The organism is Tabrizicola sp. YIM 78059 (assembly GCF_004959785.1).
Taxonomy (GTDB): Bacteria; Pseudomonadota; Alphaproteobacteria; order Rhodobacterales; family Rhodobacteraceae; genus Tabrizicola; species Tabrizicola caldifontis.
Window position 1 is genome coordinate 1 of the sequence record NZ_SJZH01000013.1, and the last position, 20,327, is coordinate 20,327.

13 protein-coding genes are annotated in these 20,327 nt (G+C 66.6%); 7 read left to right on the plus strand and 6 right to left on the minus strand.

Annotated elements, in window-relative coordinates; all coding sequences use genetic code 11:
• Positions 1 to 9: 9 nt before the first annotated feature.
• Together bhcB and bhcA are read right to left on the minus strand one after the other, a co-directional pair.
• On the minus strand, positions 10 to 1,008 hold the full coding sequence (gene bhcB / locus EZM81_RS14840) for a beta-hydroxyaspartate dehydratase BhcB (RefSeq protein WP_136646247.1): 999 nt from the start codon (positions 1,006 to 1,008) through the stop codon (positions 10 to 12).
• Between the two features lie 13 nt (positions 1,009 to 1,021).
• The gene (gene bhcA, locus EZM81_RS14845) at positions 1,022 to 2,212 is read right to left on the minus strand and encodes an L-aspartate--glyoxylate aminotransferase BhcA (RefSeq protein WP_136646248.1); all 1,191 of its coding nucleotides are present in this window, start codon (positions 2,210 to 2,212) and stop codon (positions 1,022 to 1,024) included.
• A gap of 150 nt (positions 2,213 to 2,362) precedes the next feature.
• Between bhcA and bhcR the strand changes: the two genes are divergently transcribed.
• A complete protein-coding gene (gene bhcR / locus EZM81_RS14850) occupies positions 2,363 to 3,172 on the plus strand; it encodes an HTH-type transcriptional regulator BhcR (RefSeq protein WP_136646249.1) in 810 nt (269 codons plus the stop codon).
• 69 nt (positions 3,173 to 3,241) lie between these two features.
• Here bhcR and EZM81_RS14855 read toward each other — a convergent pair whose 3' ends face one another.
• The 4 genes from EZM81_RS14855 to EZM81_RS14870 all read right to left on the minus strand — a co-directional run bounded on the left by EZM81_RS14855 (position 3,242) and on the right by EZM81_RS14870 (position 11,690).
• Entirely contained in the window at positions 3,242 to 3,925 is a 684-nt protein-coding gene (locus tag EZM81_RS14855) for a tellurite resistance TerB family protein (protein ID WP_167850915.1), read from the minus strand.
• A 63-nt stretch (positions 3,926 to 3,988) separates the two neighbouring features.
• Positions 3,989 to 7,555: a hydantoinase B/oxoprolinase family protein gene (locus EZM81_RS14860; RefSeq protein ID WP_136646251.1), complete on the minus strand. Its 3,567-nt coding sequence runs from the start codon at positions 7,553 to 7,555 to the stop codon at positions 3,989 to 3,991.
• Between the two features lie 110 nt (positions 7,556 to 7,665).
• Positions 7,666 to 11,112, minus strand: a complete 3,447-nt coding sequence (gene dnaE, locus EZM81_RS14865; RefSeq protein ID WP_136646252.1) for a DNA polymerase III subunit alpha — start codon at positions 11,110 to 11,112, stop codon at positions 7,666 to 7,668.
• 41 nt (positions 11,113 to 11,153) lie between these two features.
• Positions 11,154 to 11,690, minus strand: a complete 537-nt coding sequence (locus EZM81_RS14870; RefSeq protein ID WP_135448426.1) for a DUF2269 family protein — start codon at positions 11,688 to 11,690, stop codon at positions 11,154 to 11,156.
• A gap of 294 nt (positions 11,691 to 11,984) precedes the next feature.
• On the opposite strand from EZM81_RS14870, the gene xdhA reads away from it, so the two are divergent.
• The 6 genes from xdhA (at position 11,985) to EZM81_RS14900 (ending at position 20,316) form a co-directional block, all read left to right on the plus strand.
• Complete coding sequence (gene xdhA, locus EZM81_RS14875; RefSeq protein ID WP_136646253.1) at positions 11,985 to 13,376, plus strand: xanthine dehydrogenase small subunit; 1,392 nt, start codon at positions 11,985 to 11,987, stop codon at positions 13,374 to 13,376.
• On the plus strand, positions 13,373 to 15,664 hold the full coding sequence (xdhB, locus tag EZM81_RS14880) for a xanthine dehydrogenase molybdopterin binding subunit (protein WP_136646254.1): 2,292 nt from the start codon (positions 13,373 to 13,375) through the stop codon (positions 15,662 to 15,664). The genes xdhA and xdhB overlap by 4 nt, the downstream gene beginning before the upstream one ends.
• Complete coding sequence (gene xdhC, locus EZM81_RS14885) at positions 15,657 to 16,691, plus strand: xanthine dehydrogenase accessory protein XdhC (protein ID WP_136646255.1); 1,035 nt, start codon at positions 15,657 to 15,659, stop codon at positions 16,689 to 16,691. Before xdhB ends, xdhC begins: the two co-directional genes overlap by 8 nt.
• Positions 16,688 to 18,208 (plus strand): ABC transporter ATP-binding protein, encoded by a 1,521-nt coding sequence (locus EZM81_RS14890; RefSeq protein ID WP_136646256.1) that lies wholly within the window; start codon positions 16,688 to 16,690, stop codon positions 18,206 to 18,208. The genes xdhC and EZM81_RS14890 overlap by 4 nt, the downstream gene beginning before the upstream one ends.
• Before the next feature lie 93 nt (positions 18,209 to 18,301).
• Complete coding sequence (locus EZM81_RS14895; RefSeq protein ID WP_136646257.1) at positions 18,302 to 19,387, plus strand: ABC transporter permease; 1,086 nt, start codon at positions 18,302 to 18,304, stop codon at positions 19,385 to 19,387.
• On the plus strand, positions 19,387 to 20,316 hold the full coding sequence (locus EZM81_RS14900) for an ABC transporter permease (protein WP_136646258.1): 930 nt from the start codon (positions 19,387 to 19,389) through the stop codon (positions 20,314 to 20,316). The genes EZM81_RS14895 and EZM81_RS14900 overlap by 1 nt, the downstream gene beginning before the upstream one ends.
• Positions 20,317 to 20,327: the final 11 nt, after the last annotated feature.

Sequence of the window (20,327 nt, forward strand, 5' to 3'; positions counted from 1 at the left end):
AAGCAGAACTCACGACAAACGGGAATCCCCAAATGCAAACCGACCCTGGTCCTTCATCCAGGGCAGCTTGTCGGGGTCCACATTGCCGCCGGTGATGATGACGCCCACCCTGCGTCCCCTGAAGGCCGCGGGGTTGGCAAGGATGGTGGCCAGCGGCACGGCGCAGGAGGGTTCCAGCACGATCTTCATCCGCTTCCAGGTCAGCTTCATCGCCGCGATGATCTGCTCTTCGGTTGCGGTGAAGATGTCCGTGACGTGCCGGGAAACGAAGTGCCAGGTCAGATCCTTCAGCGGAACCTTCAATCCGTCAGCCACGGTTTCCGGCGCGTCGTCGGCGTGAATCCGGCCCGTACGGAAGCTACGAAAGGTGCCGTCAGCATCCTTCGGTTCTGTGGCAAAGATATCTACGCCGGGGGCGATGGATGACACGGCAAGGCAGGTGCTGCTGACCATCCCGCCATCCCTTATGGGGGCGATGATGGCATCGAGCCCGTCAACCTGTTCAAGAAGTTCGCGCGCACAGGTGGCCTGCCCGGCGATCACGCGCGGGTCGTTGTAGGGGTGCACGAATTCTGCACCCGTCTGCGCCTGAACCTTGGCAAAGATCGCCTCGCGGCTGCTGGTCGAGCGGTCGCATTCGGTGATCATGCCGCCATAGCCGCGCACGGCATCCTTCTTTGCCTGCGGCGCGGTGCGGGGCATCACGACGGGGCAGGGGATACCCCGGCGGGCCGCGGCATAGGACAGCGACAGCGCGTGGTTCCCCGAAGAGTGGGTGCAGACCCCTCGCTGGGCCTGTTCTGCGGTCAGCCCGAAGACGGCGTTGCACGCCCCGCGCACCTTGAAGGCCCCGGCCTTCTGGAAGTTCTCGCACTTGAAAAACAGTTCTGCCCCCGAAAGCTCGGCGAAATGGCTGCAGGTCAGAACCGGGGTACGGTGAACATGGGGCGCGATGCGGGCGTGGGAGGCCAGAACGTCGTCAAAGCCCGGCAGCCGTATCAAGGCCATGTCCTTCACCGTCCTACTCCGCCGCCAGTGCCAGTGCGGGTACGCTGCCGCGATAGAACTCCTGCGCCGCGGCAACGCCCGACCCCAGCTTCACCGGCCAGCCCAGATCGGCCATGCACATCTCGGCCACGGCAAGGCCTGACAGCACCATCGCCTCCGTCAGCATTCCCAGATGTCCGATGCGAAACACCTTTCCGGCCACCTCGCCCAGACCGACGCCAAAGGCCACGCCGTATTTCGCCGCGGCAAGCTGAACGAGCTCGGTGCCGTTGCATCCCGGCGGCACCCTGACTGCAGTCACGGTGTCGGAATAAAGATCCGGCGAGGCGGCAAAGGGTGTCATGCCCCAGGCCAGAACCGCGCGGCGCACGCCTTCGGCAAGGCGGGTGTGGCGGGCATGGACGTTGTCCAGCCCTTCGGCCTCGAGCAGGTCGATCGCATGGGCCAGGCCGGCGATCAGCCCGACTGCCGGCGTGTAGGGATAGCCACCCCCCGCATAGGATGTCAGCATATCGCCGAAGTCGAAGAAGGTCCGCGGCAGGCGTGCCGTCTTGGTCGCAGCGATGGCCTTGGGCGATATGCCGATGATCGCCAGACCCGCAGGAAGCATGAACCCCTTCTGGCTGCCCGCCACGGCGATATCGACGCCCCAATCGGCAAAGTCGAACGGCATCGAGGCGATGGAGGACACCCCGTCCACGAACAGCATGGCCGGGTGACCCGCAGCATCCAGCGCCCGGCGGATGCCGGCGATGTCGGATTTCACGCCCGTCGCCGTTTCGTTGTGGGTGGCCAGGACCGCCTTGATCGTGCCTTCCGCATCTGCCCGCAGCGCGGCCTCGATGGCGGCCAGCGGGGCGCCTTCGCCCCACGGGCTGTCGATGACCCGCACGTTCAGCCCATGGCGTTGGCAAAGGTCGATCCAGCGGTGGCTGAACATGCCGAATCGCGCCGCAAGCACCGTGTCGCCAGGTGAAAGCGTGTTGCTGATCGCCGACTCCCAGCCGCCGGTCCCGGTGGAGGGGATCAGGACCACCTCGCCCTCTGCCATCTTCAGCACGCGCCGCACGCCCTCGACCGCCGGACGGAACAGCCGTGCGAAGGCAGGGCTGCGGTGGTCAAGCGTGGGCATGTCGCAGGCCTTGCGGATGCTGTCGGGAATATTCGTCGGGCCGGGAATGAAGACCGGGTTCTGGAATGACATCTGGGGTTCTCCCTTGAGCGATGGTTTGACCCTACGCCGGCGGCCATTGCAGGACAATTTTTTCGAAATGATTTTTCATTTCATGAAGTCTGGGCTATTTTGCATGTGCTACAGACACTTGTGATTTTTCACCGGGAAAGGATCAGGCACATGGCGCAGAAGGCGCGTGGCCGGCCGAAGGCTTTTCACGACAAGACCGACCAGAACACCGTGCAGGCGCTGGACCGGGCGCTGCACATTCTGGAGCATCTCGCCCGCTCGCCGGGCCGCACCCTTTCGGACCTCGCAGAGGAAACCGGCCAGGCCGTGGCCACCACCTTTCGCGCCATGCAGACCTTGCAGGCCCACGGCATGGTCGAGGTCGAGGAGCCGGGCCAGCTCTGGCACATCGGGTCAGGCGCCTTCCGGATCGGGACCGCCTTCCTGAGGCGGACCAAGGTCGTGGAGCGGGCGCGTCAGCCGATGGATGCGCTGATGCGCGAAACCGGCGAGACGGCAAATCTCGGGGTGGAAGTGCGGGGCGAGGTGCTGTTCCTTGCGCAGGTCGAAACGCACGAGGCTATCCGCGCCTTCTTCCCGCCCGGCACCAAGGGTCCGATGCATTCCAGCGGCATCGGCAAGGCGCTTCTGGCCTGGTATCCAGAGGACCGGGTGCAGTCGATCATCCTGAGGCAAGGCCTGCAAAAATTCACGACCCTGACCATCACCAGCGAAACGGCGCTGATGCGTGATCTTGCCCGCACGCGCGAGCGCGGATTTGCCATTGACGATCAGGAACGCGCCGAAGGCATGCGCTGCATCGCGGCCCCGATCTTCAATGCGTACGGGGAACCCGTGGCGGGCCTTTCGGTATCGGGCCCGGCCTTCCGGGTGGGTCTGTCTGACGCTGCACGGATTGGCGCCCTTGTCATGGCCGCTGCCGACCGGGTCACCGAGGCAACAGGCGGCGTCAGGCCCTAGCGCCCGCTCATCCAGCGTTGCGGCGGTCTTCCCTGTCCCCACCGTGACGAACGCGGCCTGCTGGCCGGATCATTCCACCCGCGCCGCCTGGACATGCAGCCGTTCGACCAGCGCAGGGTCAAGCTTCAGTCGCGCGGCCAGCATCGCCAGATAGCCCTTTTCAGCCGGCGCCTCCGGGTCCACGGCCAGAAGAGAGGCAGCATAGATCTGTGCCGCCTCGGCCTCGCTGGTGGCAAGCGCGGCGATCCGGCCCACATCCAGTGGCGCGTCAAGTTCCGCCGCGATCAACGCCGCAGCTTCGCCCTCCAGTCCGAGGTTTTCCAGCTGCGCGTCGATCCTTGCCCGCTCTTCCGCTGTCACATGGCCGTCAGCCTTCGCGGCCGCGATCATCGCCTGCAAGAGATGCGTCGCCATCTCGTCGGCACGCGCGGCGTCGGACGGCAGAAAATCCGTCTGCTCCGGGGGGGGCAGGGCTGTAGCCCCCTGGTCCTTTTTCCAGTCCTCATAGGCCTTGTAGGCCAGACCGCCGATCGCAGCCATGCCGCCGATCTTCAGCCCCGTGCCCAGCAACCGCCGCCCGCCCGAGGTGAGCAAGACCCCAAGCAGGCCCCCGGCAATCGCGCCCTTGCCAAGGGCCGACTGGTTGTTCCAGGCCTCCTTTGCCTTGTCGGCAAGACCCCTGGCACCCTGGCCCCCGGCTGTCTGGTTCACGCCGGCCAGAAGGGAATCAAGCAATGACTTCGCGTTCAGCATCCTGCCCTCCATCCGCTGGACGCCTGATATGGGCATGCGCAGGTCACGGCGCAATGACGCAGGTCAACCCCAGCCGCCACCGCCGGGGGTTCGCATCTCGAACACGGCGCCCGGAGGCAGGTCGCGTTCGTCGTTGCCCTCCAGCCGTTCGACCCGCCCGTCCGGCCAGTGCACCAGGTTCTCGCCCACTGCGCCAGGGCGGCCCCCCTGCATGCCGAAGGGCGGAACACGACGGCTGCCACAAAGCGTGGTCACCGTGACCGGGGCAAGGAAGCGCAACCGCCGCACCGCGCCGTCTCCGCCGCGCCATCTGCCCGCGCCGCCCGAGCCCCGCCGGATCGAGAATTCCTCCAGCCGCACGGGAAAACGCTGCTCCAGCACCTCGGGGTCTGTCATCCGGGTGTTCGTCATGTGGCTTTGCACCGCGTCGCAGCCGTCGAAGCCGGGGCCCGCCCCGGTGCCGCCTGCAATCGTTTCATAGTTCTGGAACTGCGCGTTGCCCCAGATGAAGTTGTTCATCGTGCCCTGCGCCGCGGCGACCACACCCAGCGCACCGTAAAGCGCGTTGCAGGCCGATTGGCTGACCTCGGTATTGCCAGCGATCACCGCGGCGGGCGGGCGGGGGTTCAGAAGGCTGCCTTCGGGCACGATGATCGTCAGCGGCTTCAGGCAACCCTCGTTCAGGGGAATCGCCTTTCCGACCAGCGTGCGGAACACGTAGAGCACGACTGCCCGGGTGACGGCTTGCGGCGCATTGTAGTTGCCGGAATGCTGCGGGCTGGTGCCGGAAAAGTCGATGATGGCCGACCGGTTCCGCCGATCCACCCGGACACTGACGCGAATGATCGTTCCGATATCCATCTCATACGTGAACGCCCCATCGTTAAGCCGGTCGATGACGGCGCGCACGCTTTCCTCGGCGTTCTTCTGCACATGGGCCATGTAGGCCGCAACCACCTCTGCCCCGTGTACTGCGACGACCCGAAGCAATTCGCGCCGGCCGGTCTCGTTCGCGGCGACCTGCGCCGCAAGGTCGGCCATGTTCTGGTCGATGGATCTGCACGGCCAGCGACCGCCGGAAAGCAGCGCACGGGTTTCATCCTCGCGCAGGCGGCCCGCCTCGACAAGGTGGAACAGGTCGATCACCACCCCTTCCTCGTCGATCGTCCGGCTGTCCGGCGGGCCGGATCCCGGGGTACGGCCGCCGATATCCGCATGATGCCCGCGCGAGCCAAGCCAGAAGGTAGCCTTGCCCCCGACAAAGACCGGCGTGATGACCGTGACATCCGGCAGATGCGTTCCCCCGTTCCACGGGGAGTTCAGCATCCAGGCGTCGCCCTCGCGAGCTGTTGCCCCGACCGCAGCGATCACCGTCTTCACTGCGTGCGACATGCTGCCCAGATGCACCGGGACATGGGGCGCATTGGCGACAAGATCCCCGGCCGCGTCAAAGATGGCACAGGAAAAATCCAGCCTTTCCTTGATGTTGACCGACCATGCCGTATTCGCCAGTGTCGCGCCCATCTGGTCGGCAATCGACATGAAAAGGTTGTTGAACACCTCCAGCAGCACGGGGTCTGCCTGGGTTCCTGCCGCTGCCGGGCGGTCCAGGGCAATGATCCGCCGCATAACGAGATTGGCCTGCGCATCGACCTGTGCCTCCCAGCCCGGTTCGACGATGATCGTGCCGGTGGGCTCGGAAATGACCGCCGGGCCGACGATCCTGGTCTCGGTCCCGCAGGCTTCCCGCCGGAACAGGGGCACCTCGCGCCAGCCACCGGCCCACAGCCGCAGGGTCGCCGCAGGCCTGCCCGCATCCGTGCCGATCTGCACGCCGGCAAGCCCGGCACCGCCGCCCTCGGCCTCGACCGCCAGCATCTCGAACAGGACCGCCCGCCCCGGCATCGTGAACCCGAAGCGCGCCCGGTGGGCCGCGGTGAATGCCGCTGCCATTTCGGCCGCAGTTCCGAAGGGCACCGGCAGCGACTGGTGCGACCCCTCGTAACGCAGATAGGCGGTGCGCGTCAGTTTCGGGTTCGGCACGCCCTGCTCGGCAAGCTCGGCCGCAGCTTCCGCTGCCAGGGTTGCGATCCGCCGATCCGCTTCGGAAAGTTCCGACAGCGGCGCGTCGAACTGGGCCTCGCGAAGGGCCCGCAGGTCGGCAAGCCCCATGCCGAAGGCGGACAGAACCCCCGCGAAGGGGTGCAGGAATACCGTCCGCATGCCAAGGGCATCGGCCACGGCGCAGGCATGCTGACCGCCGGCTCCCCCGAAGCATTGAAGGGTGTAGCCGGTGACATCATGGCCACGCTGGACCGAGATCTTCCGGATCGCATTGGCCATGTTGTCGATGGCGATGCGCAGGAACCCCTCGGCCACCACCTCGGGCGGGTCAAGACGCCCCGTGACGGCGGCGATCTCGGCGGCCAGGGCTGCGAACTTGCGCCGAACCACCTCTGCATCCAGTGGAAGGTTGCCCTCGGGGCCGAAGACGGCAGGGAAATGATCCGGGGACAGGCGCCCCAGCATCACGTTGCAGTCGGTGATCGTCAGTGGTCCGCCGCGACGGTAGCAGGCTGGGCCGGGGTCGGCCCCAGCGCTTTCCGGCCCGACCTGGAAACGCCCGTCACGGAACGAACAGATCGAGCCTCCCCCTGCCGCGACCGTGTGGATGTCCATCATCGGGGCGCGCATCCGCACGCCAGCGACCTCTGTTTCGAACGATCGTTCATATACACCTGCGTAATGGCTGACATCCGTCGATGTTCCGCCCATGTCGAAGCCGATCAGCCGGTCGAACCCGGCCGCGCGCGCGGTCTGCACCATTCCGACGATGCCGCCTGCCGGCCCCGAAAGGATGGCATCCTTGCCCTGGAAGCGATGCGCCTCGGTCAGCCCGCCGTTCGACTGCATGAAAAGCAGCCGCCCAGTGGCCCGCCCGATGTCGAGAGCCTCTTCCACCTGGGCCACATAGCGCCGCAGAAGCGGAGAGAGATAGGCATCCACCACGGTGGTATCGCCACGGGGAACGATCTTCGCAAGCCGGCTTACCCGATGCGAAAGCGAGATCTGGGTGAAGCCCACCTGACGGGCAAGTTCGCCCAGGCGGGTCTCATGCGCGGGATTGGTATGGCCATGCATGAGGGCAATCGCTACGGCGCGGATGCCGTCGGCATGCGCCTGTCTTAGGGCTGCAAGTGCGACGGCCTCGTCCAGTGGATGGATCTCGCGGCCCTCTGCATCAAGGCGTCCTGGGATTTCGGCCACCCGCTCATAAAGCAGTTCGGGACGGCGGATGTCGAGCGCAAAGAGATCGGGGCGCGCCTGCGTGCCGATCCGCAGGATGTCTGCAAGGCCCTGAGTGACCAGAAGAAGCACCCTTTCGCCCTTGCGTTCCAGAAGGGCATTCGTTGCAACCGTCGTCCCCATCTTGACCGCAGCGATTGCGCCATCGGGAATGGGCTGGCCTGCCGTCAGGCCCAGACAATCGCGGATGCCCTGGATGGCGGCATCGCGATAGCGCTCTGGGTTCTCCGACAGGAGTTTGGCCGTCACAAGCACGCCGTCCGGGCGCCTGGCGACGACATCCGTGAAGGTGCCGCCGCGGTCGATCCAGAATTCCCAGGCCATAGATCCCCCTTCGGCGCGCAGACTAGATGAGGTGCCCGATGCTGTGAAGCGGGCCATTGCCGGTTCTGGCTTCGGACGATCGGCCGCATGGCGGGCCCGTTTCCGGCCGATCAGACTTCCTCGACGGCAAGAACGCCCTGGATCGCCTTGATCGCCCCCTTGATCTGCGGGGTTACCGGATAGGTGTCGGGCAGGGTCACATCCACCTCGCGTCCCTCGGCGTCGGTGATGCAAAGCGTGATCTGCGCACGCGACCTGCCTTCCACCCTTGCCAGGAGCGAGGCGAGCGATGGCACGGCCTCTGGCCGGGCCAGGTGGATGCGGAGATCCTGTGCGCCGGCGGTGGCGGCCACGCTGTCGATGGGCGCAACGGACTGGGCAAGAATCTTCAGCGTCTCGCCTTCCAGTTCGGCCTTTACCGTCAGCACGACGTTCTGCCCCGGTTCCAGAAGATCGCGCGAGGCCTCCAGCACTTCGGAGAAGCAGGTGACCTCGTAAAGCCCGGTCGGATCGGAAAGCTGCACGAATGCAAAGCGGTTGCCGCGCGCCGACTTGCGTTCCTGACGTGCCGAGACCGACCCGGCCAGCCTGGCGATGCAGGGGCCGCGTTCGGCCTTGGCCGTGACTTCGGCAAGCGTCTCGACACCCTTGCGCTTCAGGGCCGAAATGTAGTCGTCAAGCGGGTGGCCCGACAGATAGAAGCCGACGGCCTGATGTTCCTGGGCCAGCCGTTCTGTGGGCAGCCAGTCGTCGCGGAACGGCAGACGGGGTTCGGGAATGTCCGCGCCCGCGGATCCGAAAAGCGAGACCTGCGAAGACGCAGCGGCCTCGTGGATCGCGGCGGAATAGGCAACCAGCGCATCCAGCGCCTCGAACACGCGCGCGCGGTTGCGATCGAGCGCGTCGAAACAGCCCGCGCGGGCCAGCATTTCCAGCGGGCGCTTGCCGATCCGCTTCAGGTCCACCCTGCGGGCGAAGTCGAAGAGGCTGGCGAAGGGCCGATCACCCCGCGCCTTGACGATCAGGTCCATCGCCTCGACGCCGACGTTCTTCAGCGCGCCGAGGCCATAGACGATGGCGCCGTCGCGCACGGTGAAGGTGGCAAGGCTGGCATTGACGCAGGGTGCGACGGTCCTGATCCCCAGCTTGTCCACCTCGCGCTTGTAGATCGCAAGCTTGTCGGTCAGGTGGATGTCGCAGTTCATCACCGCCGCCATGAACTCGGCCGGGTAGTTGGCCTTCAGATAGGCGGTCTGGTAGCTGACCACGGCATAGGCGGCGGCGTGCGACTTGTTGAAGCCGTAGTTGGCGAATTTTTCCAGAAGGTCGAAAACCTCGCCCGCCTTCTTCGCGTCGATGCCATGGGTCTTTGCGCAGCCCTCGATGAACTTGGGCCGTTCCTTGGCCATTTCCTCGGGGATCTTCTTGCCCATCGCCCGCCGCAACAGGTCGGCGCCGCCCAGGCTGTAGCCCGCCATGACCTGGGCGATCTGCATCACCTGTTCCTGGTAGACGATGATGCCCTGTGTTTCCTTCAGGATGTGGTCGATCGTCGGGTGGATCGATTCAATCTCGCGCAGGCCGTTCTTGACCTCGCAATAGACCGGGATGTTTTCCATCGGGCCCGGGCGATAGAGCGCCACCAGAGCCACGATGTCCTCGATGCAGGTGGGTTTCATGCGCCGCAGCGCATCCATCATGCCCGAGCTTTCGACCTGGAACACCGCCACCGTGCGGGCCGAGGCGTAAAGCTCGAAGGTGGCCTTGTCGTCGAGCGGGATCAGGTTGATGTCGAACTCGATCCCCCGCAGCTTCAAGAGATCCATCGCGTTCTGGATCACGGTCAGGGTCTTGAGGCCGAGGAAGTCGAACTTCACCAGACCCGCGGCTTCGACCCATTTCATGTTGAACTGGGTTGCGGGCATGTCCGACCGCGGGTCGCGGTAGAGCGGCACCAGCTGGTCAAGCGGGCGGTCGCCGATCACGACGCCGGCAGCATGGGTGGAGGCGTTGCGATACAGCCCCTCGATCTTTGCGGCATAGTCAAGCAGGCGGCCGACGACTTCCTCTTTCGCGGCCTCGCGCAGGCGGGGCTCGTCCGCGAGTGCCTTGGTGACGCTGACCGGCTTCACCCCTTCGACCGGGATCATCTTGGACAGCTTGTCCACCTGCCCATAGGACAGTTGCAGCACGCGGCCCACGTCGCGAACTGCCGCCTTGGACAGAAGTGCGCCGAAGGTGATGATCTGCGCCACCCGGTCGCGGCCGTACTTCTGCTGGACATAGGCGATGACTTCCTCGCGCCGGTCCATGCAGAAGTCGATGTCGAAGTCGGGCATGCTGACCCGTTCGGGATTCAGGAAGCGTTCGAACAGCAGCTGATAGCGCAGGGGGTCGAGGTCGGTGATCGTCAGCGCGTAGGCCACCAGCGACCCCGCGCCTGAACCCCGGCCCGGACCGACGGGGATCCCGTGGTCCTTGGCCCATTTGATGAAATCCGACACGATCAGGAAATAGCCGGGAAAGCCCATCTTCTCGATGATTCCCAGCTCGAAGTCGAGCCGGGCCTGGTATTCCTCGGGTGTGGCGGAATGGGGAATGACGGCAAGGCGCTTCTGCAGGCCCTCGTTCGCCTGGCGGCGCAGTTCCTGCACCTCGTCATCGGCAAAGCGCGGCAGGATCGGCTTGCGCTTCGCGGCAGCATAGGCGCAGCGGCGGGCGATCTCGACGGTGTTGTCGAGCGCCTCTGGCAGGTCGGCGAACAGCGCGACCATCTCGGCCTCGGACTTGAAATAGTGCTGCGGGGTCAGGCGGCGGCGGGGCTGGCTCTGATCCACATAGGCGCCCTCGGCGATGCAGATCAGCGCATCATGCGCTTCGTACATGTCGGGCTTGGGGAAATAGACATCATTGGTCGCAACCAGCGGCAGCCCCATGTCATAGGCCAGCTCGACCGCGCCGCGTTCGGCCAGCGCTTCGGCTTCCGGCAGCGCGCCGCCCGGGCCGGGGTGACGTTGCAGCTCGACATAAAGGCGGTCGGGGTAGATCGCGGCGAGGCGTTCGAGAACGGCACGGGCCTTTGCCTGCTGGCCCGCGGCATGGAAGCGGCCCAGCGGGCCTTCCGGGCCGCCGCTGAGGCAGATCAGGCCTTCGGAATGGCGGGCAAGCTCGTCGAACGTCACCTGGGGCAAGTTGGCGGCCCCCGTCATCGCCCCGTCGATGTAGAGCCGCGAGTTCAGCGCCATCAGGTTCAGGTAGCCCTGTTCGTTCTGGGCCAGAAGGACGACGGGTGCGGGCGGTCGGGGTTTCTCGCCCGGCTGGGCGGGGTCATGGGCAACCGAGATCTGGCAGCCAATGATCGGCTGCACCCCGGCCCCCATGGCTGTGACGGAAAACTCCAGCGCGGCGAACATGTTGTTCGTGTCGGTCACGGCCACGGCGGGCATTCCTTGTGCCGTGCAGAGGCCGACAAGCTTCTTCACTGGCACCGCGCCTTCCAGAAGCGAGTGTTCGGTGTGGGTGCGCAGATGAATGAAACGGGGGGTCGCGCCGGGCATGGGATAGTGTTACCCGGCCCGGCGCGACGGGGGAAGCCCCCTCAGGCCGTGCGCGGCAGCGGGCGCAGCGTGGCGAGGGCCGCCAGCGCGACCACGACGGCCAGGCCTGCGAGGACGCCGACATCCTGCCAGCCGGGCTTGACCACCATCAGGAAGACGATCGCGAACTGGATGGCATAGTCGATCGCTGCCAGCCGCTGTATGCGGCGCAGCAGCGGCAGCGCGGCGTCGGGACCGGCGGTTTCCTCCAGTTTCAGCGCCCGCTCGCAGGAAGGGCCGAGGACAATCGCGCCGAAGCCTGCGGTGAACAGGACCCCGGCCAGGCCGAGGACGGTGAAGGGTTGCCAGCCCCAGCCAGCCAGGAACAGCAGCGCCACACCCGAGGCAAGCGTGAACACGCTGACCGGGACGAACAGGCGCGGGGCCATCAATACCGCGGCGCGCACGACCGCCATCTGCGCCTGGGCGCCGGCATGGCGGGCCATGAGGGTGGTGGCAAGGATCATGGAAAAACCGCCGCCGACCCAGAGGACGGCGGCAATGACATGCGAAAACTTCAGAAGAGCGACAAGGTCCATGAAAAAGTCCGATACGAAAGTTCAAGTGTGCGGCGTGTAGGATGCCGGCACCGCGTGTTGAAGTCAGGGAAGCCTTACCCTGCGTCAGGGCCACCACTGCGGCCAGAGGTCGCCCGAATTTTCGGCAGATCCTTACAACAGCTTCGCCTTTTGGCGAAGAGTTTGTTCTTGCCTTGAATCAGACGCCAACGCTTGATCAAAGACAATCAGAACAAGGGGCGCGTGGGCCGCTTTACGCCGCATCGGGCGGCCACGCAAAATGCCCTAAACGGGGAGACCGCGGCGGACTGACGGATGACTGTAGCGTTTCTGTTGAACGGAACGCCGGTGCGCATCGAGGGAGAGCCCCCGACGCGGACCCTGCTGGATTGGCTGCGCGAGAGCCGCCGCCTGACCGGCACGAAAGAGGGTTGCAACGAGGGCGACTGCGGCGCCTGCACGGTCATGGTCACAGACCACAGCGGCAGTCGCGCGCTCAATGCCTGCATCCTGTTCCTGCCGCAGCTCGACGGCAAGGCGGTACGGACGGTCGAGGGCATTTCTGGCCCGAAGGTCAAGATGCATCCCGTGCAGGCCGCAATGGTGGCGCATCACGGCAGCCAGTGCGGCTTCTGCACGCCGGGGTTCGTCGTCAGCATGGCCGTGGCACATCTGAACGGGGCCACGGACCATGACGACCAGCTGGCCGGGAACCTCTGCCGCTGCACCGGCTACGCGCCGATTGTCCGCGCCGCGAAGGCGGCTGAGGGCGCCCCGGTGCCGGACTGGATGAAGGCCGACCGCGCCTTCCTCTCTGCCCAAATATCCCGGGGGTCCGGGGGCAGCGCCCCCGGCGCCTTCCAGCCGCAAAACAGCGACGAACTGGCCGAATGGTATCTGGCCAATCCCGGGGCGACCTTGATTGCCGGGGCCACGGATGTCGGCCTATGGGTTACCAAGCAGCTGCGCGAGCTGCAACCGGTGGCCTTCCTGAACGGCGTAAGCGACCTGCAAGGGATCGAGGCGCGCGGCGGGAATTTGCATGTGGGCGCCTGCGTGACGATCAGCGCGTTGCGCGCGGCGGTGGCCGGGCGGCTGCCCTCCTTCGCCGAGCTTCTGCGGCGATATGCCAGCCAGCAGGTCCGCAACGCCGCCACCATCGGCGGGAATATCGCCAACGGATCCCCCATCGGCGACGGGCCACCGGCGCTGATCGCCTTGGGTGCCACACTGCATCTGCGCTGCGGCGACGAGATGCGGTCGATGGCTCTGGAGGACTTCTTCCTGGACTATCGCAAGCAGGACCGGCGCCCGGGGGAGTTCGTGGCCGGGGTGTCCTTCCCCGAACAGGCGCCGAACCTGCGCTGCTACAAGATCTCCAAGCGGTTCGATCAGGACATCAGCGCCGTCTGCGGCTGTTTCAACGTGGTCGTGGAAGGTGGCGTGGTGACATCGGCCCGGATCGCCTTTGGCGGCATGGCGGGGGTGCCGAAGCGGGCCGCGCTGGCCGAGGCGGCGCTGCTGGGCAGGCCCTGGACAGAGGCCACGGTCGAGGCGGCCGCCGAGGCCATGGCGGGCGACTTCACGCCCCTGACCGACATGCGGGCCAGTGCGGCCTACCGGATGCTGACGGCGCAGAACCTGCTGCGCCGCTATTTCCACGACCTGAACGGTCTGCCGGTCCATGTGCTGGAGGTCGCGCCATGAGCATGGGCAAACCCCTGCCGCACGACGCGGCACCGCTGCATGTGACGGGCCAGGCGCGCTATGTGGACGATCTGCCGATCGCCGGGGCGCTGCATCTGGCCTTCGGCCTGTCCACTGTCGCGCATGGCGAGATCACCGCGATGGACCTGTCGGCGGTCCGCGCCGCGCCGGGCGTCGTCGCGGTCCTTTCGGCCGAGGATCTGCCGGAGATGCCGGACTGCTCGCCTTCCGCGCATGACGAGCCGCTTCTGGCGGTGGGCAAGGTGCATTACGTCGGCCAGCCGGTCTTTCTGGTCATCGCCGAAAGCCATCTGGCCGCGCGCAAGGCAGCGCGGCTGGGCAAGGTAAGCTATCGCGAGTTGCCGGCCATTCTGACGGTGGACGATGCGCTGGCCGCAAACAGCCGATTCGAGCAGGGGCCGGTCATCTGGCAGAAGGGCGATGCGGCAGGGGCGATCGCATCGGCCCCGCGGGTCATCGAAGGCGCCTTCGAGGTCGGCGGGCAGGAGCATTTCTATCTGGAAGGCCAGGTCGCCGCCGCGATTCCGCAGGAAGGCGGGGACATGGTGATCCATTCCTCGACCCAGCATCCGACCGAGGTGCAGCACAAGGCGGCGCATGCGCTGGGTCTGCCGATGTCTTCGGTTCGGGTCGAGGTGCGGCGGATGGGCGGCGGCTTCGGCGGCAAGGAGAGCCAGGGCAATGCGCTGGCCATCGCCTGCGCGGTGGCGGCGCGGGCGACCGGGCGGCCCTGCCGGATGCGCTATGATCGGGATGACGACATGGTCATCACCGGCAAGCGGCACGACCTGCGCATCCTTTACCGCGCCGGGGTGGACGAGGCGGGCCGCATCCTGGGGCTGGAGTTCACCCATCTGTTCCGCTGCGGCTGGAGCCAGGATCTGAGCCTGCCGGTCGCCGACCGGGCGATGCTGCATGCCGACAATTGCTATCACCTGCCCCATGTCCGCATCGAAAGCCACCGGCTGAAGACCAACACCCAAAGCGCAACCGCCTTCCGAGGCTTTGGCGGGCCGCAGGGCATGGTGGGGATCGAGCGGGTGATGGACCATGTGGCCCATGTCCTCGGGCGCGACCCGCTGGACGTGCGGAAGCTGAACTTCTACGCCCCGCAGGGCGCGCGCCCAGTGCAGACCACGCCCTATCACATGGCCGTGGAGGATTTTATCGCGCATGACCTGGTGGCGGAACTGGAGCGGACCAGCGACTTCGCCGCCCGAAAGGCCGAGATCGCCGCATGGAACCGGCAAAGCCCGATCCTGAAGCGCGGCATCGCCCTGACGCCGGTCAAGTTCGGGATCAGCTTCACGCTCACCTGGCTCAATCAGGCGGGGGCCCTGGTGCATGTCTATCAGGACGGTTCCATCGCCCTGAACCACGGCGGGACCGAAATGGGCCAGGGACTGTTCCAGAAGGTCGCGCAGGTGACGGCCCATGTCTTCGGGCTGGAGGTGGAGAGGATCAAGATCACCGCGACCGATACCGCCAAGGTGCCGAACACCTCGGCCACGGCCGCCTCCTCGGGCAGCGACCTGAACGGGATGGCGGCCAAGGCCGCGGCCGAGACGATCCGCGCCCGGCTGGCCGAGTTCATCGCCGAAAAGCATCAGGTGAAGCCCGCCGCCGTGAAGTTCGCCGGCGGCGAGGTGCGCGTCGCGGGCGAGGTCTATTCCTGGGAACAGGTCGTCGCCTGGGCCTATCAGGCGCGGATCTCGCTGTCCTCTACCGGCTTCTATGCCACGCCCAAGATCGTCTGGGACCGCGTGCGCGGCACCGGGCGGCCGTTCTTCTATTTCGCCTATGGCGCTGCGGTGACCGAGGTGGTGATCGACCGGCTGACCGGCGAAAACCGCATCCTGCGCGCCGACATCCTGCACGACACCGGCACCAGCCTGAACCCGGCCATCGACATTGGCCAGGTCGAGGGCGCCTATGTCCAGGGCGCCGGCTGGCTGACGACCGAGGAACTTGTGTGGGATGGCAAGGGGCGCCTGATGACCCATGCGCCTTCGACCTACAAGATCCCGGCCTGTTCCGACCGCCCGCCTGTGTTCAACGTCGCCCTGTGGGGCAAGCCCAACCGCGAGGATGCGGTGGGCAAGTCGAAGGCCGTGGGCGAACCCCCGTTCATGCTGGGTATCTCCGCGCTGATGGCCTTGTCGGATGCGGTGGCGGCCTGCGGCGACGGGTCGGTCTACCCTGCGCTGGATGCACCAGCGACGGCCGAAAGGGTGCTGATGGCGGTGCGGAGGGTGGAAGGTGTTTGATCTGTCCGCCCTGTCCGCCGCGCTGGCTGCGCATGGCCGGGTCGCCCGGGTGGTGATCGCGGGGGTCGAGGGATCGAGCCCGCGCGAGGTGGGCGCGGCGATGCTGGTCTGGCCGGGCGGGCAGTCGGGCACCATCGGCGGCGGCGCGCTGGAGTATGAGGCGGCGGCAAGGGCGCGGGACTTGCTGGCCCGCCCCGCCACACCCTCCCTTCCCCACGATGGGGGGAGGGGGCCTGTTGGCCCTGTAATCCAGCAGAACGCATCCCGGTTTGCGCCTCCCTCCCCCCGCGTGGGGGAGGGATGGGGTGGGGGGGCCACGGTCAATCGCATCGCGCTCGGCCCCGCGCTTGGCCAGTGCTGCGGCGGGGCGGTGACACTGTGGACCGAAGTCTTCGACCGCCTTCCCGAACCGATGGCCGGGGTGATCGCCCGGGGCCCGGGCGCAATGCCGCTGGCGGTGAAGCGGGTTATGGCGGCGGCCCGGGGGCAAGGGGTGAAACCGGCGCCCGACCTGGTGCAGGGCTGGCTGGTTGAACCCGTGGCGGCCCCGGCGCGGCAGGTCTGGGTCTGGGGCGCGGGCCATGTGGGCCGTGCTTTGGTCGGCGTTCTGGCACCCCTGCCGGGCATCTCGGTCACCTGGATTGACGTGGCGCCCGAACGCTTTCCCGAGGTGGTGCTGGATAGCGTGACGGTACTGCCAGCCGCCGATCCGGCGCTGCTGGCCGACCATGCCCCGCCAGAGGCCGAGCATCTGGTGCTGACCTTTTCCCATGCGCTTGACCTGGAACTGTGCCACCGTCTGCTGCACCGCGGCTTCCAGTCCTGCGGGCTCATCGGTTCGGCGACGAAATGGGCACGATTCCGGTTGCGGCTGGCGGCGCTGGGGCACGACCCTGCAGCCATAGCCCGGATCAGGTGCCCGATCGGCGATCCGTCTCTGGGCAAGCATCCGCAGGCGATTGCGGTAGGTGTGGTGGCCGACCTTCTGCGCGCCCCGGCGTTGCAACGTGGAGAGATGCGGGCATGACGGAACTTCTGCGCGTCGAGGGATTGACCAAGGCCTATCCGGGGGTGGTGGCCAACAGCGACGTGTCCTTTGCCATATCGGAAGGCGAGGTTCACGCGCTTCTGGGCGAGAACGGCGCGGGCAAATCAACGCTGGTCAAGATGATCTATGGTCTCGTCCGCCCCGACAGCGGCTCGATGACGCTGCGCGGCCAGCCCTACCAGCCCGCCAAACCGGCCGAGGCGCGGCGGGCGGGCGTGGCGATGGTTTTCCAGCACTTCAGCCTTTTCGAGGCGCTGAACGTGGCCGAGAACGTGGCACTGGGCATGGAAAACCCGCCGCCGATGCGGGAACTGGCCAGCCGGATCAGGGCAGTCAGCGAGGAATACGGCCTGCCGCTCGACCCGGCACGGATGGTGGGCGACCTGTCCGCCGGGGAACGCCAACGGGTCGAGATCATCCGCTGCCTGCTGCAGGATCCGAAGCTTCTGATCATGGACGAGCCGACCAGCGTGCTGACCCCGCAGGAGGTGGACATCCTGTTCAAGACGCTGCGGCAGCTTTCCGGCGAAGGAACGGCCATCCTCTACATCTCTCACAAGCTGGAAGAGATCCGCGCGCTCTGTGACGAGGCGACGATCCTGCGGCGCGGCAAGGTGGTCGCGACCTGCATCCCACGCGAACAGACGGCGCGCGAGATGGCGGAACTGATGGTCGGCACGGTCCTGACCCCACCTGCGCGCAGCGGCCGGGCCAAGGGCGCGGTCGCGCTGGAGGTTCAGGGCCTGTCGGTCGCCTCGCCCATCCCCTTCGGCACCGCGCTGAAGGAGGTCAGCTTCGCCGTCCGCAAGGGCGAGGTGCTGGGCATCGCCGGGGTTGCCGGAAACGGGCAGGACGAACTGCTGCTGGCGCTGTCTGGAGAACTGAAATCCGCGCCCGGGGCAGTGAGGATCGACGGGGCAGAGATGGGCGACAAGGGGCCGAACGACCGCCGGCGTGCCGGTCTGGTGGCCGCGCCAGAGGAACGGCTGGGCCATGCGGCGGCCCCCGACATGAGCCTGGTGGAGAACGCGCTGCTTTCGGGCGTGGTGCGCAGGGGGCTGGCGCACCGCGGCTTCATCGACTGGGCTGCGGCCGAGGCCTTTGCCCGAGAGATCGTGCAGACCTTCGACGTGCGGACGCCCGGCGTCCATGTCGCGGCGCGGGCGCTGTCGGGGGGCAATCTGCAGAAATTCGTCGTCGGGCGCGAGCTGAGCCAGTCGCCTTCGGTCATCGTCATCAACCAGCCGACCTGGGGCGTGGATGCGGCAGCGGCCGCGGCGATACGGCAGGCGATCCTGGACCGCGCGGCGGCGGGGGCGGCAGTGGTGGTGATCAGCCAGGATCTGGATGAACTTCTGGAAATCGCCGACGACTTTGCCGCGCTGAACGGCGGCCGGCTGAGCCCGACACGGCCGGTCGAAGGGCTGACGGTGGACGAGATCGGGCTGATGATGGGCGGAACCCACGGCATGGAGGTGGCGCATCATGGCCATTGAGATACGACCCGGCGGTACCACCCATCCCTTCGCCACCGGGGGGAGGGCAGGCGCGGGTTGCTTCGGCGCGCCCGGTAGCGGAGGGGCCGCGCCATGCTGAGGCTGGAGAAGCGTCCCTCGCCCTCGGCCTTCTGGCAGAAGGCCTCGCCCTTCCTGGCAGTGATACTGACAATGATCGCGGGCGGGATCATGTTCTGGATCCTGGGCAAGAACCCGGTCGAGGCAATCCGCACGATCTTCTGGGATCCGCTGTTCAACGCGCAATTCGCCAGCTATTCGCGCCCGCAGCTTCTGGTAAAGGCGGCGCCGCTGATCCTGATCGCCATCGGCCTGTCACTGGGCTTTCGCGCCGGCGTGTGGAACATCGGTGCCGAGGGCCAGTACATCATGGGTGCGATCTTCGGGGCGGCTGCAGGGCTGGCCGTCTATCCGGTGGAAAGCCGGCTGATCTTCCCGGCCATGCTGATGGCAGGCGCCTTGGGCGGCTGGCTCTGGGCGATGATCCCGGCGGTCCTTAAGACCGTGTTCCGCACCAACGAGATCCTTGTCTCGCTTCTGCTGGTCTATGTCGCGCAGAACATCCTGGCGATGATGGCGCTGGGGGCGTTGCGCAATCCGGACGGCGGCGGGTTCCCAGGCAGCCGGAACCTGAGCCAGATCCCCGCCATGGCCAACCCCGAGATGGTTGCGGGCACGGGCATGCACTGGGGCGTTGTCGCGGCCTTCACGGCGGTGATTGCGGGCCATGTGCTGTTGCAGCGCCACCTTCTGGGTTTCCAGATCAAGCTGGCCGGCCAGGCTCCGCGCGCTGCGCGTTTTGCCGGTGTGTCTCCGGCGCGGCTGGTGATCTTCTGCCTTGGCGTCTCGGGCCTTCTGGCGGGTCTTGCAGGGGTGTTCGAGGTGACCGGACCGGCAGGCCAGATCAGCATCGACTTTGCCTCGGGCTACGGGTTCACCGCGATCATCGTGGCCTTTCTTGGTCGGCTGAATCCGGTGGGCATCCTGTTCGCGGGCCTTCTGATGGCGCTGACCTACATCGGCGGCGAACTGGCGCAGTTCATGCTGAGTCTGCCTTCGGCCGCGATCCAGGCCTTCCAGGGAATGCTGCTGTTCTTTCTTCTGGCCACCGACATCCTGACCAACTATCGCATCCGACTGTCCCAAAGGGAGGCCGCCTGATGTTCGGCAGCATTGATCCGGCCCTGCTGCTCGCGGCGCTGATGGTGAATTCGGTTCCGATCATGCTGGCAGCCACGGGAGAGCTGGTGACGGAAAAGGCGGGTGTCCTGAACCTGGGCGTCGAGGGGATGATGATCATGGGGGCGATCTGCGGCTTTGCGACCGCAGTCGTGACCGGCAGCCCCCTGCTCGGTTTCCTTGGCGGGGCGCTGGGTGCGCTGGCGCTGTCACTGGTCTTCGGCGTACTGACGCAGCTTCTGCTGACCAATCAGGTGGCGACCGGCCTGGCCCTGACCCTGTTCGGACTGGGGCTGTCCAGCCTGATCGGGCAGGGCTACGTCGGCATCAAGCCGCCCGCGACCGGAAAGCTGGATCTGGGCCCGCTGGCCGAGATTCCCTTCCTCGGGCGGGCACTCTTTGCGCATGACTGGATGGTCTATGTCTCGATCCTGCTGGTGGCGGGGGTCTGGTGGATGCTGACCCATAGCCGCGCCGGCCTGATCCTGCGCGCGGTGGGCGAAAGCCACGAGGCGGCGCATGCGCTGGGCTACAAGGTCACGCGCATCCGGTTTCTTGCGATCCTGTTCGGCGGGGCGATGGCCGGCCTGGGCGGGGCCTACATCAGTCTGGTCCGCGTGCCGCAATGGACCGACGGGATCACCGCAGGTGCGGGCTGGATTGCCCTGGCGATCGTGGTCTTCGCCAGCTGGCGGCCCTGGCGGGTGCTGGCCGGTGCCTATCTTTTCGGCGGGGTCACCGTATTGCAGCTGAACCTTCAGGCCGCGGGTTCCGCCATTCCGGTGCAATACTTGTCCATGGCGCCGTATCTGATAACCATCCTGGTGCTGGTGATCATGTCATCCGGGCGTGGCAAGGCCGCGCTGAACGCGCCTGCGTGCCTGGGTCAGAATTTCCACGCCTCGCGCTGAGGCCTGACAAA

Coding starts and splice junctions, on each gene's coding strand:
- EZM81_RS14900 (WP_136646258.1), top strand. CDS start 19,387: ATGTTCGGCAGCATTGATCCGGCCCTGCTGCTCGCGGCGCTGATGGTG.
- bhcB (WP_136646247.1), bottom strand. CDS start 1,008: ATGGCCTTGATACGGCTGCCGGGCTTTGACGACGTTCTGGCCTCCCAC.
- EZM81_RS14855 (WP_167850915.1), bottom strand. CDS start 3,925: ATGCTGAACGCGAAGTCATTGCTTGATTCCCTTCTGGCCGGCGTGAAC.
- EZM81_RS14870 (WP_135448426.1), bottom strand. CDS start 11,690: ATGGACCTTGTCGCTCTTCTGAAGTTTTCGCATGTCATTGCCGCCGTC.
- dnaE (WP_136646252.1), bottom strand. CDS start 11,112: ATGCCCGGCGCGACCCCCCGTTTCATTCATCTGCGCACCCACACCGAA.
- xdhA (WP_136646253.1), top strand. CDS start 11,985: ATGACTGTAGCGTTTCTGTTGAACGGAACGCCGGTGCGCATCGAGGGA.
- bhcA (WP_136646248.1), bottom strand. CDS start 2,212: ATGTCATTCCAGAACCCGGTCTTCATTCCCGGCCCGACGAATATTCCC.
- EZM81_RS14890 (WP_136646256.1), top strand. CDS start 16,688: ATGACGGAACTTCTGCGCGTCGAGGGATTGACCAAGGCCTATCCGGGG.
- xdhB (WP_136646254.1), top strand. CDS start 13,373: ATGAGCATGGGCAAACCCCTGCCGCACGACGCGGCACCGCTGCATGTG.
- EZM81_RS14860 (WP_136646251.1), bottom strand. CDS start 7,555: ATGGCCTGGGAATTCTGGATCGACCGCGGCGGCACCTTCACGGATGTC.
- EZM81_RS14895 (WP_136646257.1), top strand. CDS start 18,302: ATGCTGAGGCTGGAGAAGCGTCCCTCGCCCTCGGCCTTCTGGCAGAAG.
- bhcR (WP_136646249.1), top strand. CDS start 2,363: ATGGCGCAGAAGGCGCGTGGCCGGCCGAAGGCTTTTCACGACAAGACC.